General features: G+C 65.6%; 8 protein-coding genes. 4 read left to right on the forward strand and 4 right to left on the reverse strand.

What is annotated here, in order from left to right; genetic code table 11:
• Positions 1-703: 703 nt before the first annotated feature.
• From N826_RS11475 to ccmA, 3 genes are all read right to left on the reverse strand, one after another.
• Positions 704-5581 (reverse strand): NAD-glutamate dehydrogenase, encoded by a 4878-nt coding sequence (locus N826_RS11475; RefSeq protein WP_044428766.1) that lies wholly within the window; start codon positions 5579-5581, stop codon positions 704-706.
• A 110-nt stretch (positions 5582-5691) separates the two neighbouring features.
• Positions 5692-6357, reverse strand: a complete 666-nt coding sequence (gene ccmB / locus N826_RS11480; protein WP_044428768.1) for a heme exporter protein CcmB — start codon at positions 6355-6357, stop codon at positions 5692-5694.
• Entirely contained in the window at positions 6354-7073 is a 720-nt protein-coding gene (gene ccmA, locus N826_RS11485) for a heme ABC exporter ATP-binding protein CcmA (RefSeq protein ID WP_373866638.1), read from the reverse strand. Before ccmA ends, ccmB begins: the two co-directional genes overlap by 4 nt.
• 143 nt (positions 7074-7216) lie before the next feature.
• Between ccmA and N826_RS11490 the strand changes: the two genes are divergently transcribed.
• A complete protein-coding gene (locus N826_RS11490) occupies positions 7217-8524 on the forward strand; it encodes a chloride channel protein (RefSeq protein ID WP_044428770.1) in 1308 nt (435 codons plus the stop codon).
• Positions 8525-8855: 331 nt separating this feature from the next.
• Here the strand turns inward: N826_RS11490 and mtnK are convergent, their stop codons facing one another.
• Positions 8856-10133: an S-methyl-5-thioribose kinase gene (gene mtnK, locus N826_RS11495; protein WP_244619633.1), complete on the reverse strand. Its 1278-nt coding sequence runs from the start codon at positions 10131-10133 to the stop codon at positions 8856-8858.
• A gap of 175 nt (positions 10134-10308) precedes the next feature.
• Between mtnK and N826_RS11500 the strand changes: the two genes are divergently transcribed.
• The 3 genes from N826_RS11500 to N826_RS11510 all read left to right on the forward strand — a co-directional run bounded on the left by N826_RS11500 (position 10309) and on the right by N826_RS11510 (position 14925).
• The gene (locus N826_RS11500) at positions 10309-11478 is read left to right on the forward strand and encodes a pyridoxal phosphate-dependent aminotransferase (RefSeq protein WP_044428772.1); all 1170 of its coding nucleotides are present in this window, start codon (positions 10309-10311) and stop codon (positions 11476-11478) included.
• 443 nt (positions 11479-11921) lie between these two features.
• Positions 11922-13055: a type III PLP-dependent enzyme gene (locus N826_RS11505; RefSeq protein ID WP_044428774.1), complete on the forward strand. Its 1134-nt coding sequence runs from the start codon at positions 11922-11924 to the stop codon at positions 13053-13055.
• Positions 13056-13380: 325 nt separating this feature from the next.
• Positions 13381-14925 carry an ABC transporter substrate-binding protein gene (locus N826_RS11510; protein WP_052831066.1) on the forward strand — a complete coding sequence of 515 codons (1545 nt, stop codon included), beginning with the start codon at positions 13381-13383 and terminating at the stop codon, positions 14923-14925.
• Position 14926 lies beyond the last annotated feature (1 nt).

A 14926-nucleotide genomic window follows, 5' to 3' on the forward strand; every position in this document is an offset into this window, starting at 1 on the left:
GATCATACCGATGAGGATGTGACCCCGCACCCGCATCATTGCCGTTCTGAGCCTGATGCAAGGCGGGATCAGCCTCACCGGAGTGCGAATTGGCATTGCGCTGAACGACAGTATGAGAACCCATGCGCATTTTATCAATATGGTTGATAACCTACCACGATAGGCTTAATACGTCGCTCTCATGTCGAGTAATCTCAACGGCATTAAACATTAACTAGTCAGGAGCGTCAGATGTCGGGCTGAAGAGGCCCGACCTACGCCAGCGTGCTTTTGCCCAAGTGTGTTTTTGTAGGTCGGGCCTCTTCAGCCCGACATCTTGGCCGGAACTTACCGGTAAATCTTCAATGCCGTTGGTATAATAGGCCGCTCCTCGATCATTCAACATACCGTTCCTCGACAAGAAAGTACGAGATCTTGGAAAGCAAGCCTCTCGAAAAGTCCGCATTGCTTTTCAATGTAGACATGCAATCCGGGATTTATGGATTGCGGCCACCGATGAACAAGGACCAATTGGAAGAACGTCTTCGTCGCGCTCGGGCATATCTTACGAAGTTTCCGATCCCGCTGAAACTGGATGAGGATGTACCAGAGATCCTTGGAGTTTGGCCCCCTCCATCGTCTTCCTGAAATCACCCTATCACCCCCAATGAAAGAAGGCCCGGTCGGCAAGACCGGGCCTTCTTTCATTCAAGTGCTACCGGCCTCAGCTCGCGATCAGCCCTCGCAATTGCCGGTTCGCCACCGCCAGCATGGCAAGATCGACCCGCGCCACTCCGCGCAGTTCTGTCAGAAGCTGGTTGATGCGGTCGACCGGACCCTGCCTAGCGCCGGCCCAGGTCGCGATGGCGGCTTCGTGCGATTCTCCGTCGTTCAGGATGCGGGCAGTCAGGTCGCTTTGCAGGCCGTAGAGGTCGTCGATGATCGCGCTGACCGCCTGCTTCTGCCAGTGGTTCTCGGTCTTGACCTTGGCCGCCTTGGCGCGCAGCCATTCCATGCCGAAACGGTGGCCCAGTTCGAAATAGACCCGCGCCGCATCCGGCACATCTCGCCGGGCAAGGCGCGCAATGCGGGTAATGTCCAGGGCCGATGCCAGGATGCCCAGGCTCGCCACCCGGCGCGCCAGCTCGGCCGGAACGCCCTGCTCGATCCAGTGGCCAGCACGCTCGTCAAGCTGCGCCCTGTCGTCCTCGCCGATCACCGCGTCCAGGCCGGCCGTCAGCTCCTCGACGCCCGGCGTGTAGTTCGACGCCTCCGCGCCCAGGTCGAGTGGCTGGGGAACGTTCGTCAAGAACCAGGGGATCGTCCGGTTCATCAGGCCTTGGGTGGCTGCGATCATCTCATACTGGACAGCCGCCGGCGCCTTGTTGTCCAGCGCCTCGATCCCCGTCCACAAGGCCCGGAGCGCGAAGGCGTCGCGGCTGACCGTATAGGCCCGCGCGATGTCGCCCGCTCCCGCTCCCGTCTTGTCGGCCATCTCCGTCACGAAGGTAGGTCCGACCCGGTTGACCATGCTGTTGGTCGCATATGTCGCGATGATCTCGCGGCGCAGCCGGTGCCGTTCGATCGCCTCCCGGTAGTCGCGGCGGAGCGCCTTGGGGAAGTACTTGACCAGATCGTCCACCATGCGCGGATCGTCCGGCAGGTTCGAGTCGAGCAACTGGTCGTACAGGGTGATCTTCGAGTAGGCCAGCAGCACCGCCAGTTCCGGCCGGGTCAGCCCCAGTCCCCGCGCGGCGCGGGCGGCGATCTCCTCCTCGTCCGGCAGGAACTCGATGGCGCGGTTGAGATGGCCTGCCTTCTCCAGCACCCGCATGAAGCGGGCCTGTTCCTCGAGCCCGCCCACTCCGGCGGCGCCGGCGACGCTGATCGCCTGCGGCTGAAGGTAGTTGTCACTCAGCACCAGTTCGCCGACCTCGTCGGTCATGCTCGCCAGCAACTGGTCGCGCTGCTTCAAGGTCATGTCGCCACGGGCCAGCACGTCGCCGGTCAGCACCTTGATGTTGACTTCGTGGTCGGAAGTATCGACGCCGGCGGAATTGTCGATGGCGTCGGTGTTGATCCGCCCTCCGCCATGATCGGCGGCGCCGCTCTGGGCGAACTCGATCCGGCCGCGCTGGGTGACGCCGAGATTGGCGCCCTCGCCCACGATCTTGGCGCGGACCTCGCGCCCGTCGATGCGGGTCGCGTCGTTGGCCTTGTCGCCGACTTCGGCGTGGGTTTCCTCGGTCGCCTTGATGAAGGTACCGATGCCGCCGAACCACAGCAGGTCGATCTCAGACCGCAGCATCGCCTGCATCAGCTCGACCGGCGTCACCTTGTCCCGCGTCAGCCCAAAACGGGTCTGGATCTCCGGCGTCAGCTTCAGCGACTTGGCCTTGCGGTCGAAGATGGCGCCGCCGGGCGATAGCAGTTCGGTGTTGTAGTCGGTCCAGGACGACCGGGACAGGTCGAACAGCCGCCGTCGTTCTTCGAAGCTGACTTCCGGATCGGGGTTCGGATCGCAGAAGATGTGCATGTGGTTGAAGGCGCCGACCAGCTTGGTGTGCCGCGACAGCAGCATGCCGTTGCCGAACACGTCGCCCGACATGTCGCCGACGCCGACGCAGGTGAAATCCTGCGTCTGGCAGTCCACCCCGATCTCGCGGAAGTGCCGCTTGACCGACTCCCAGGCGCCGCGCGCCGTGATGCCCATCTTCTTGTGGTCGTAGCCGCGCGAGCCGCCCGACGCGAAGGCGTCGCCCAGCCAGAACCCGTAGTCCTCCGACACGCCGTTGGCGATATCGGAGAACGTTGCCGTACCCTTGTCCGCCGCTACAACCAGATAGGGATCGTCACCGTCCAGCCGCACGACATCGTTGGGCGGAATCACCGAGCCATCGGCGGCATAGTTGTCGGTGATGTCGAGCAGCCCCCGCATCAGCGTCTTATAGCACTCGATCACTTCGGCCATCAGCGCGTCGCGCCCGGCATCGGCCGGCGGCGGGCGCTTGACCACGAAGCCGCCTTTGGACCCGACCGGCACGATGACGGCGTTCTTGACCATCTGCGCCTTCATCAGGCCCAGGATCTCGGTGCGGAAGTCCTCGCGCCGGTCCGACCAGCGGATGCCGCCGCGCGCCACCTTGCCACCGCGCAGATGGATCGCCTCGGCGCGTGGGCTATAGACCCAGACCTCGACCAGCGGCCGCGGCAGCGGCAGTTCGTCGACCGAGCGGCTGTCCAGCTTCATCGATAGGTAGGATTTAAGCTCCCCATCGGCGCCCTTCTGGAAATAGTTGGTCCGCAAGGTCGAGCGGACGAGGTTGAGGAACCGGCGCAGGATGCGGTCCTCGTCCAGGTTGGCGACGTCGTCCAGCGCGTGGTCGATCTCCACCAGCAAACCGTTGACCGCGACCTGGATGTCGTCGGCGACGCCGCCGGTACGCGCCTGCGCCGGATCGTGCATCGCCTGGAACAGCCGGACGATCAGCCGGGTGATGCCGGCATGGTCGGCCAGCGTGTCCTCCATGTAGTCCTGGCTGAACTGGAAGCGGATCTGGCGCAGGTACTTGGCATAGGCCCGCAGCATTGTGACTTCACGCCAGCCCAGCCCCGCCCGCAGCACCAGCCGGTTGAAGCCGTCGTCCTCCATCCTGCCTTCCCAGACCCGCAGGAAGCTGTCCTGGAAGGACTGCCTGACGCGGCCCAGGTTGACGGCGGCGCCGTCCTTCGTGCGCATCGCGAAGTCGTGGATCCAGACCGGCTCGACCCGTCCGGGGATGGTCACCTCGAACGGCCCGCCTTCGGAGATCACCTTGACGCCCATATGCTCCAGCATGGGCAGGATATCCGACAGCGCGACCTGCCCGCCGTCATGGTAGAGCTTCAGGTAGATCTCCGACTCGGAAGCTTCGATCGGGCGGTACAGGTTCAGGCCGAGCCGCCTGGTGTGAAGCACCTCCTCGACCCGCTCGATGTCGAGGATGGCCGGATCGGCCCCGAAACGGTCCCGGTAGCCGACATCGAAGGCGGCGGCGTAGCGGCGGTGAAGGCGGAGGCCCTTTTCCTCGCCATGGGCATCGACCAGGGCATCCTGCAAGCGGTCGGGCCACGCGCGGCTGGCTTCGATCAGCCGCTCCTCGATCGCGCCGACATCGTAGTCCGGGATCGCGCCCGGTTTCGTTTCAATGACGAACTGGACCCGAGCCAGCACGCTTTCGGCCAGCTGGGTGTAGAAGGCCGAGCAGGTACCGTCGAACGCTTTCTCCAGGATCGCCTGGATGCGCCGGCGCAGGTCGGTGTCGTAGCGGTCGCGCGGGATATAGACGAGACCGGTGACGAAGCGCTCGAACGGATCGCGCCGGACGAACAGCGCCGTCCGTTGGCGTTCCTGCAGATGCAGCACGCCGATCACGATCTCGAACAGCTCGTCGTCGGTGACCTGGAACAGCTCGTCGCGCGGGAAATTCTCCAGGATGTGGACGAGCGCCTTGCCGTCGTGGCTGCGCGGGTCGAAGCGGGCGCGCTGGAGTACGCGTACGACCTTGTTGCGCAGGTACGGGATGTCGCGGGCGCTGGTGTTGTATGCGACCGAGGTGAACAGCCCGACGAACAGGTGCTCGCCGACCACCACCCCGTTGTCGTCGTATTCCTTGATGAAGATGCTGTCCATCAGCGCCGGACGGTGGACGGTGGCCCGCCGGTTCGATTTGGTCACCAGCAGCAAGCGCGGCTGGCGCAGGAACTGCTGGGCGTCGGGGGGCAGCGACGCGAAGTTGCGTAGCCCGTCGAACACGCGGACATCGTCGTCGCGGAGGATGCCCATGCCCTCGCCGGCGACCACGGCCAGCCGTGCCTCGTCGCCGTCGCCCTCGAAACGGTAGCGGCGATAGCCCAGGAAGGTGAAGTTGTCGTCGTTCAGCCACAGCAGGAAATCGCGCGCCTCGCTGACCTCGTCGTCGGGCAGCGCGTGCGGCATATGGTCGACGGTCTCCAGGATGCGCAGCATGGGTGCGCGCATCTTCTGCCAGTCCTCGACCGCGTAGCGGACGTCGGTCAGCACCTTCTCGACGCTCGCCGCCACCTGTTCCAGCAGTTCCGGCGCCGTCTGCTCGTCCACCTCGATATGCATGAAGGATTCGGGCGTCGCGTCGGCGGGGGCCGCCTGGGGTTCGTACAGGTCGGTCAACTGGCCGGCGGCGTCGCGCCGCACCCTCACCACGGGATGGATCACGAGATGGACGGTCAATCCCTGCCGGTTCAGCTCGGCGGTGACCGAATCGACCAGGAACGGCATGTCGTCGTTGATGATCTCGACCACGGTATGGCCGCTCTGCCAGCCATGCTCGTCCAACTGCGGGTGATAGACCCGGACACGGGCGGTCCCGGGCTTCCGCTGGGCGGCGAACTGCCAGATCGACAGGGCGGCGCTATAGAGCTGGTCGGGGCTCGATTCGATGATGTCGTCGGGCGGCACGTTGGCATAGAACTGCCGGACGAAGCGTTCGGCCGTATCGGCCCTGTCCCTGTTGAGCCGGTCGTGAACGCGACTGACGATCTGTTCCGTAAGCTCGCCTTTGAGCTGTTCAGCCTTGAGGGCCATGCCTGCCTCCCGTTTTGCAGCCTGCTTCGGCGGTTCGCCCGCTTCTGGTCAGGCCGGAGTGTAGCAGGTGAACATGGGTCCAGGGAGTAAGGTTGCGTGAAGTTTCGGCGCTACTCGATCGCCTGCCGCAAGGCGGCGGCTCCCGCCCAGGGCGCCAGCGGCAGGGCCGCGACCAGCAATCCCCCGAGCAGCAGCAGATGGGGCCGCGCCGTGAAGCCCGACAGGGAGGCGTCGATGGCGCCCGCGCCGAAGATCAGCACGGGGATGTAGAGCGGCAGGATCAGCAGCGACAGCAGCACGCCGCCGCGCCGGGCGCCCAGCGTCAGGGCGGCGCCGATCGCGCCGATCAGGCTGAGCGTCGGCGTGCCGATGGCCAGTGTGCCGATCAGCACCGGGAAGCCTTCCGGATTCATGTTCAGCAGCAGGGCCAGCAGCGGGGCCGCGACGATCAGCGGCAGGCCCGTCACCAGCCAGTGCGCCAGCACCTTGGCGAAAACGACCGCTTCCAGCGGCAGGCTGGTCAGCGTCAGAAGCTCCAGGCTGCCGTCCTCGTAGTCGTTCTGGAACAGCCGCTCCAGCGACAGCAGCGACGCCAGCAGCGCCGCGACCCAGATCACCCCGGCAGCGATGCGGGCGAGGATATTGGCCTCGGGACCGACGCCGAACGGGAACAGCACGACGCACAGCACGAAGAACATCACCGCGACCGTAGCGTCCGAGCCCTGCCGCAGAGCCAGCCGCAGGTCGCGCGAAACCAGCCGGAGGAAGCGGTTCATGGCTCGTAATCCTGATCGTCTTCATGGTCGTAGCCGTCATGCGGCACGGCGTTTACCGCGAAGTCGTCCATATGCAGCGTGTCCGCCCCCGGTATCGCAATCTCGGCATGGGTCGAAACCACGACGATGCCGCCGCCGCGCCGATGCTCGGCGATGGCTTCCTCGAGCTGGCCGATGCCGGCCCGGTCGAGCGCCACCGAAGGCTCGTCGAGCAGCCAGAGCGGCGCCGGGGCCGCAAGAATTCGCGCCAAATTCAACCGCCGCTTCTGCCCCGCCGACAGGTAGCGCCCCGGAACGTCGGCGATATGCGGCACGCCCAGCCGCTCCAGGGCCGCCATCGCCGACTCCATGGGATCGGCGGCTCCCCCCATCGAGGCCCAGAACGCAAGGTTCTCGCGTGCCGACAGCACCGGCTTCACGGCGTCCAGGTGCCCGACATAGTGGACGCGGCTGCGATGCAGGTCGGGATCGGAGGAGACGGGCTCGCCGTCCCAGCTCATGCCGCCGGAAAACGGCCGCAGCAACCCCGCCATCATGCGCAGCAGGCTGGACTTGCCGCTGCCGTTGGGGCCGAGCAGCACCAGGGCACCGCCGGCGTCCACGGCGAACGACAGCTCCTGGAACACCAGCCGCTCGCCACGCAGGCAGGTCAGGTCGTTGGCGGCGAAAAGGGGCATCGGGACTGGACTATCGGCTCGAGCGTTGGCGGGCTGCATGATCGACGTGCCGTGGTACAGCACGGTACGGCACCTGCCAAGGTCTATCGGGCTTCGACCGCCGGCGTGACGATGAACAATCAAGCCAGCCGGACATTTCCTCCCCATCGGCCTGTCATCACCTGCTCCACCAAAAAATCCCCATGTTCAAGATCCGCTCCCGCCGGGCTCGACATGTCTGGCTATCGACGACTTCCTGGCGGCAGCGGCTGGTGTTTTGGGCCGGCGCGCTGGCGGTAGGCCTCGTCGCGGTCGGCTTCGCGCTGGCGGCGGACCGGGTGCAGGAGGCTTTCGACCATGCGGTCGGCGTCATGCCCTACCTGCCGCTGGTCCTCTCCCCGGCGGTCTTCGCCCTATCGGCCTGGGCGACCTTGCGCTGGTTTCCCAATTCACAGGGCAGCGGCATACCGCAGGCCATCGCCGCCCGGCATCTGCGCGACCCGGAAAGCCGGCGGCGCCTGCTGGCGCCCAGGACCATGGTCGGCAAGATCCTGCTGACGCTGCTGGGTCTGGCCGGCGGCGCCTCCATCGGGCGCGAGGGGCCGACCGTGCAGGTCGGTGCCGCGCTGATGGTCGGGTGCGGCAATCTCGCCGGCCTGGGGGGACAGCGCGGGCTGGTGCTGGCGGGGGCAGCCGCCGGAGTGGCGGCGGCCTTCAACACGCCGCTGGCCGGCATCGTCTTCGCGATCGAGGAAATGGCCCGCAGCTACGAGAACCGCGCCAGCGGACTGGTCATGGTCGCGGTCGTGCTCGCCGGCATCTCGTCGCTGGCGGTGACCGGCAACTACGCCTATTTCGGCCGGACCGACATGGCGATCACCCAGGCCCAGGGCTGGGTCGCCATGGCCGTCTGCGGGGTGGTCGGCGGCCTCGCCGGCGGGTTGTTCAGCCGCGCCGTGATCGAGGCCGGCCGCCTGCTACCGCTGTGGCTCGGGGGAGCGGCGGTCCGCCGCCCTGTCGTGTTCGCGGCATCCTGCGGACTGATCATAGCATTGATCGGAGTCGCCGCCGGCGGGCTGACCTTCGGCACCGGCTACCACGCGGCCCGGATGGCGCTCGACGGAACGGGCGACCTGCCCTGGTGGTTCGCCCCGGCCAAGCTGGCCGCCACGGCGGTCTCGACCCTCAGCGGCATTCCCGGCGGGCTGTTCGCGCCCAGCCTGTCGGTCGGGGCCGGCATCGGCTCGGCGCTGTCGCCGCTGCTGTCCGACGTTCCCGGTCCCGCCATGATCATGCTGGGGATGGTTGCCTATTTCGCCGGGGTGACCCAGTCGCCGATCACCGCCTTCGTCATCGTGATGGAGATGACCGCCAACCAGGGCATGGTCGTGCCGCTGATGGCTTCGGCCATGATCGCCTACGGCGTCTCGCGAATGGTCTGCCCGGTGCCGCTCTACCACGCGCTGGCGCGCCGCTTCATCGCGGCGGCCCATGCCGTCGGCAAACATTGAGTCGATTTATGGTCCGGAAAAGAAAACGGCCACCGCGGGGGGCTCTTGCGGTGGCCGGTAGATCCAGCCGGGGCCGGGCTGGTTGGCGCCCTGAAATAAGGACGCCGCTGTGAAGGGCTTTTCGTTCGCCTTGCGGCTTACGCTGTAGGGGCGCCCTTCGTCTGAACAAGCATATAGGGGACGAGTGTGGCAAAAATTAGATGTCGCACCAAGCGTTTAACCCGCATCCTCCTGAGCTTCCAAAAAACTTAAGGAAAAAGAGGGAGTTACAGGAACGCAACAAACCGTTTCGCATGCGGATTAATCCCTCAGGGTGAATTCTGCGTCTTTTTCAGCTCTTCTTCGCCGCCGCCGTCACGTCGCCGATGCTCCTGTATGAACCGCGATTGACCAGCATGTCGCGCGCCAGACGAAGCGCCCGTTTCTCGCACGTAGCGCGGACATCCGGATCGGCGATCGTCTCCAGCTCCTCGATATGGGCAAGGCCCAGGATGCGCCGGATCATCTTGGCGGCGGCGAAGCCGACCGAATCGGCGAACAGCCGCGTCGTATAGTCCGCCCGCACCCGCCGCAGCGCCGCCTGCCCCTCCGCATCGGCGAACAGGTCGGCGGGATACAGGTCGCCCCCATGGTGATCCTTCCACAGCCCCAGGAAGATGCCTTCGAACTTGGTCCAGACCTGATCGACCTGATCCAGGATCCAGGCCCGGTAACCGTCGCGCTGCGACGGCTCGGCCTCGTGTCCGGCCTGCGCGAAATAGGCCAGCAGCAGGTTGCCGATCACCGCGCCGATGTCGAACCCCATCGGACCGTAGAATGAGAACTCCGGGTCGATCACCTTCGTCTCGGTCGCCGTCACCATGATCGAGCCTGTATGGAGGTCGCCGTGGATCATGGCCTCGGCCGAGGTCAGGAACTTTCGTTTCAGCTCCGAAATCGCCGCCTTGGCGGCGGTATCCGCCCGGAACTCCGCCGCGGTCTTGTCGAGTTGGGGCGACGTCCAGCGGTTCAGCTCCGCGACACGGTACGGATCGGTGAAGATCAGGTCCTCGGTGATCTTGCAAAGTGCTGTATTGCCGCAGAACACCGCCATCCGCCGCTTCTTCTCCGCCGCCGGCAGCGCCAGATCGGAGGTGTAGAACAGCGTGGTCGCCATGAACTGCGCGATGTCGCGGGCGAAGTGCGGGTAGCGGATGCCGGCCGCCAGACCCTTCCGCATGATCACGTGAGGCCGCAGAAGCTCCATCACCGTCAAGGCCATTTCGTGATCGTAATGATAGATCCGGGGCGTCTGAGCCGGCGCCACCCGGCCCTGCTCGGCCAGCGCCTCGTGCTCGAAGAAGGCGCGGCTGAGCGGCAGCGGCCAGCTTTCGCCCACCAGCCGGACATAGGGCAGCGCCTGCTTGACCGCCACGCCGCCCGCCGGCCCGGTCACGATGAAGACGAGGTTGAGGTTGCCGTCGCCGACCTCCCGCACCTGCCATTCCTCAGGGCCACCTCCCAAGCGCGCCGCGATGTCGCCCGAACGGGCCAGATAACCTGCCAGGGTGCCGTCATCGAGGGGGCGATAGCCGGGAGGCGTTTCAAGTTTTTCCGGGGCCAGCGTCACGGGGGCTTCCTCCTGCTCGACGTGTTCTTATGGTTATGGGGCGGAGTGTTCCGCATTCGCCGAAACTTGGCAACTGCAACCCGGCCCTTACCAAATTGCGGGCTGGCTGGCCGCCCGGTTCGCGCTATGACTGCGGCGCAAAGACGTTTACGGGCATGTTCAGGGAGCGGTTGTCATGCGGTTTTCCCCTTTGGTCGACAGGATCTCCGGCAAGGGCGCCGATGCGTGGTCGATCCACTGGCGGGCGCGCGAACTGGAGGCCGCAGGCCGCGACGTCATCATGCTGACCGTCGGCGACCCCGATATGGCCCCGCCGCCCCAGGTGATCGAAGCCGTCGTGGACGCTCTCCGGGCCGGCCGGACGACCTACTCTCCCATAATCGGAAACCCCGAAGTCCGCGCCGCCGTGGCCGCCCGCCATCAGGCGCGCACGGGCCAGCCGACGACCGCCGAGAATGTCGTGCTTATCCCCGGCGCGCAGGCCGGCCTCTACTGCGCCCTGCAATGCCTGGCCGGTCCCGGCGACGAGGTCATCGTGCCGGAACCGATGTACGCGACCTACGAAGCGGTCGCCGGCGCCGCCAATGCCACGGTCGTCAACGTGGCGCTCCGGCCGGAACGCAACTTCCACCTGGATCTCGACGACCTGGAACGCGCCCTCACCCCGCGCACCCGGGTCCTGTGGCTGAACAGTCCGCATAACCCGACCGGCGCCGTGATGACCCGCGCCGAAGTCGAGTCGGCCGCCGAATTCTGCCGCCGCCATGATCTCTGGCTGCTATCGGACGAAGTCTACGCCGACCTTGCCTATGTCGGACCGCATGTCAGCCCCTGGAGCCTCCCCGGCATGGCGGAGCGCACGGTGGTCGTTTCCAGCCTGTCTAAGTCGCATGCGGTGCCGGGCTTCCGCTCCGGTTGGATCGTCGGACCGCCGCAACTGACCGGGCATCTGGCCAAGCTGGTGCTCTGCATGCTCTACGGCGGCCCGCCTTTCATCCAGGCCGGAGCGCTGGTGGCCTTGACGGAGGACTGCCCGCAGGTGGCGGAGATGGCGGAAGCCTACCAGCGCCGCGCCGGCATCATGGCGTCGATCCTGAAGGACGTTCCCGGCTTGGGCGCCAAGGCGCCGGAAGGCGGCATGTTCGTGATGCTGGACGTGCGCGGGACGGGGCTGTCGTCCGCCGCCTTCGCCGACGGCCTGCTCGACTCCCAGGGCGTCGCCACCCTCTCCTGCGACGCCTTCGGCCCCAGTGCGGTCGGCCATCTGCGGATCTCGCTGGCCGCACCCGACGCCCGGATCGAGGACGCGGCGCGGCGTATCGCCCGCTATGCCGGATCGTTATGATTCAGGCGCTTATCACCCCTGATCTATGTCATTGATCGGATAGGCTTGTCGGCGTTTTTTCGGGGGCGAAACTTTTTTCGCCGAGGGGTCATTTTATCCTTTTGCGCGGAGAGGTTTCGGTGTATCAGATCGCTCCGCGCTAGCACGTGCCCCTGGCCCCCACGGTTTTTCCAAGTGGGGTTATGCAACGACGAACGTGTAACCCCCGACCGTCCCTTAAGCAAGGCGGCGTCTTGGAGGATACTATGTTTCATGTTGTTGTCGGTGGGCCGCACGCCCATCCGCCTCAGTTCAAGCATCTCGGTCGCCCATCGCACAGTGGTCGATTGTGTGCAGGCCTTAAACGGCCCTAGGGTTCAGCCCGCGCCCTGACGGCGCCTGCTTTGCCTGCCCATACCCCACGCACCCATCACATCACTCCTTTCTGTTCTCGGGAGACTGAGATGAACGAGAAGATTGCCCGCTTCCTGGCGGAGCAGCAGCCGGCCACTCCCTGTCTGGTGGTTGACCTTGATATTGTTGAAGAGAACTTCAGGTCTCTGACCGCAGCCTTGCCCGACGCGAAGATTTACTACGCGGTCAAGGCCAACCCCGCGCCTGAAATTCTGTCACTGCTGAACGCCAAGGGCTCCTCGTTCGATACCGCGAGCGTTCCCGAGATCGAGATGGCGTTGGCCGCCGGCGCACCGCCGGAGCGCATTTCCTTTGGAAACACCATCAAGAAGCAGCGCGACATCGCGAAGGCTTATGAATTGGGCGTTCGCCTGTTCGCGTTCGACAGTATCGAAGAGCTCGACAAGATCGCCGAGTCGGCGCCGGGCAGCCGCGTCTTCTGCCGCATCCTGACCTCGGGCGAAGGCGCCGAATGGCCGCTGTCGCGCAAGTTCGGCTGCGATCCCTCCATGGCCCGGCAGTTGCTGATAGCCGCCTCGCAGAAGGGCGTCGTTCCCTACGGCGTCTCATTCCATGTCGGCAGCCAGCAGAAGGATCCGACCCAGTGGGATACCGCGCTGCGCACCGTGGCGGAGATGTTCCGCGACCTGGAAGCGCTCGGCATCACGCTCGGCATGGTCAATCTGGGCGGCGGCTTCGCCACCCGGTACCGGACCGACGTGCCGGAGGCCGAGACCTACGGCATGACGATCCTCGAGTCGCTCCGCCACCACTTCGGCAACCGCCTGCCGGAAACGATCGTCGAGCCGGGCCGCAGCATGGTCGGCAACGCCGGCGTGATCCAGAGCGAAGTCGTGCTGATCTCCCGCAAGTCGGCTAACGACAACCGACGATGGGTCTACCTGGATATCGGCAAGTTCGGCGGTCTGGCCGAGACGATGGACGAAGCGATCCAGTACCCGATCATGACGCCCCGCGACGGCAGCGGCGATGCCGAAGGCGTCATCCTGGCCGGCCCGACCTGCGACAGCGCCGACGTGCTGTACGAGAAGGCCGATTACCAGCTTCCGCTCGACCTGCGGATCGGCGATCTGGTCCAGATCCACTCCGCCGGCGCCTACACGACCACCTACGCCTCGGTTAACTTCAACGGCTTCTCGCCGCTGTCGCAGTATTATATTTAATGCTGCAAAGCGGCATAATGGAATATTAAATTACCCCCTTGACCTTGCGTCAAAGACGGTCTAATTCTCTCAGACCTTGATGCCGAGGCCACTCAATGGGGCCGTGCCGCTTAAGCGGACTGCGTTAAGGATCAAACTATCAAAGGGGGCTTTCGCCCCCTTTGGCATGTCTGGACCCTGGGTTCCAGTTTCCCCTTCCCCCCGCTTTCCCGACCCCTCCCGAGCCGCGACAATCCGTTTGATCGGTTGCGGTCCCGCTCCCGGCATGCCAGAGCTCGGTTATGTAACGTTATAACGTTACTTTTTTAACCGATGGAGACCGCCGATGCGCGCTGTTTCAGTCATGACTCCCCTCATCGCGGCGATGCTCGGCCTGACCTGCACCACCGACTCACTGGCAAGGGACCGGGTGCTCCAGGTCGTCGGACCGTGGGAAATCACCGGAATTGACCCGATCCGCGCGGGCTATGTGTTCGGCCGCATGGGCGTCGCGGAAACGCTGGTGACCGTCGACGGCGACGGCAACCCGATACCGGCACTGGCGGAAAGCTGGTCGGTTTCGGACGACCGGCTGGTCTGGCGGTTCGCGCTGCGGCCCGCCGCGCGGTTTCACGACGGCACGCCGGTAACGGCGGAAGCCGCCGTCGCGGCGCTGGAGAAGGCCCGCTCCGGGGCCGGGGTTCTCTCGCGCACGCCCATCGCCGAAATCACGGCGGAGGGGTCCGATGTGGTGATCCGCACCGCCACGCCCTTCGCCCCTCTGCCGGCCTTCCTCGCCAATTACACCAGCATCGTGCTGGCCCCCGCCTCCTGGAACGGGGAGGGCAAGGTCGCCGGCATCGTCGGGTCCGGCCCCTATCGCGTCAGCGGCCTGACGCCCCCGCTCCGGCTGGATGTCGAACGGTTCGACGGATGGTGGGGCGGTTCCCCGAAGGTCGGACAGGCGCGCTACCTTTCCGTCCCGCGCGGTGAAACCCGCGCCCTGATGGCGGAGAGCGGGGAAGCAGATCTGGCCTTCGCCTTGCTGCCGGCTCACATGGACAGGCTGCGCCGCAACCCGCGCGTCGATGTCCGAGTCGTCCCGATACCGCGCACCCGGATGCTGAAGGTCAATGCCGGATCGGTCTTCTTCGATCAGGTGGAGGAACGGCGGGCGCTGAGCCTCACCCTCGACCGCGCCGGCATGGCGACCGCCATCCTGCGCAACCCGGCCAACGCCGCCGGCCAGCTTCTGCCGCCATCCATGGCCGAATGGCACGTCCACGATCTGCCGCCGCTCCGCCGCGACACGGCGGAAGCGAAGCGCCTGCTCGCCGCCGCCGGCTGGAAAGCCGGGCAGGACGGCATACTCGTTTCCCCGGACGGGGAGCGCTTCAGCGTCCAGCTCCGAACCTTCACCAACTGGCCGGAACTGCCGCTGATGGCGACCGCCATGCAGGCGCAACTGCGCGAAGTCGGCATCGAGCTGGACGTCGCGGTCGGCAACAGTTCGGAGATCCCCGCCGGTCACCGGGACGGCTCGCTTCAGATGGGTCTCGCATCCCGCAACTTCTCGCTCGTTCCCGATCCGCTCGGGACCCTGCTTGAAGATTACGGACCGGACGGGGGCGAGTGGGGAGCGATGAACTGGTCCGATCCCGCCCTGACCAAAACGCTGGAAGCGCTGAAAACGACCTTCGATCCGGCCGAACGGGCGCCGCTCCGGGCACGGGTGTCAGAGATCATCCAGACCGAACTGCCGGTGATCCCCATCGCCTGGTTCGAGCTTGGCGTCGCCGTCAACAAGCGGCTCGGTTCCGTGACCATCGATCCGTTCGAAATCAGCTATCACCTTGCCGACCTCACCTGGGCCGATGCGGAGGCACCCTGAC

This window comes from Skermanella aerolata KACC 11604, assembly GCF_000936425.1.
In the GTDB taxonomy this organism is placed as follows: Bacteria; Pseudomonadota; Alphaproteobacteria; order Azospirillales; family Azospirillaceae; genus Skermanella; species Skermanella aerolata.

Bases quoted from the DNA above. Each gene is read 5' to 3' on its own strand.
- N826_RS11475 (WP_044428766.1), bottom strand. From the start codon at position 5,581: ATGGCCCTCAAGGCTGAACAGCTCAAAGGCGAGCTTACGGAACAGATC.
- N826_RS11510 (WP_052831066.1), top strand. From the start codon at position 13,381: ATGCGCGCTGTTTCAGTCATGACTCCCCTCATCGCGGCGATGCTCGGC.
- N826_RS11490 (WP_044428770.1), top strand. From the start codon at position 7,217: ATGTTCAAGATCCGCTCCCGCCGGGCTCGACATGTCTGGCTATCGACG.
- ccmA (WP_373866638.1), bottom strand. From the start codon at position 7,073: ATGCAGCCCGCCAACGCTCGAGCCGATAGTCCAGTCCCGATGCCCCTT.
- N826_RS11500 (WP_044428772.1), top strand. From the start codon at position 10,309: ATGCGGTTTTCCCCTTTGGTCGACAGGATCTCCGGCAAGGGCGCCGAT.
- N826_RS11505 (WP_044428774.1), top strand. From the start codon at position 11,922: ATGAACGAGAAGATTGCCCGCTTCCTGGCGGAGCAGCAGCCGGCCACT.
- ccmB (WP_044428768.1), bottom strand. From the start codon at position 6,357: ATGAACCGCTTCCTCCGGCTGGTTTCGCGCGACCTGCGGCTGGCTCTG.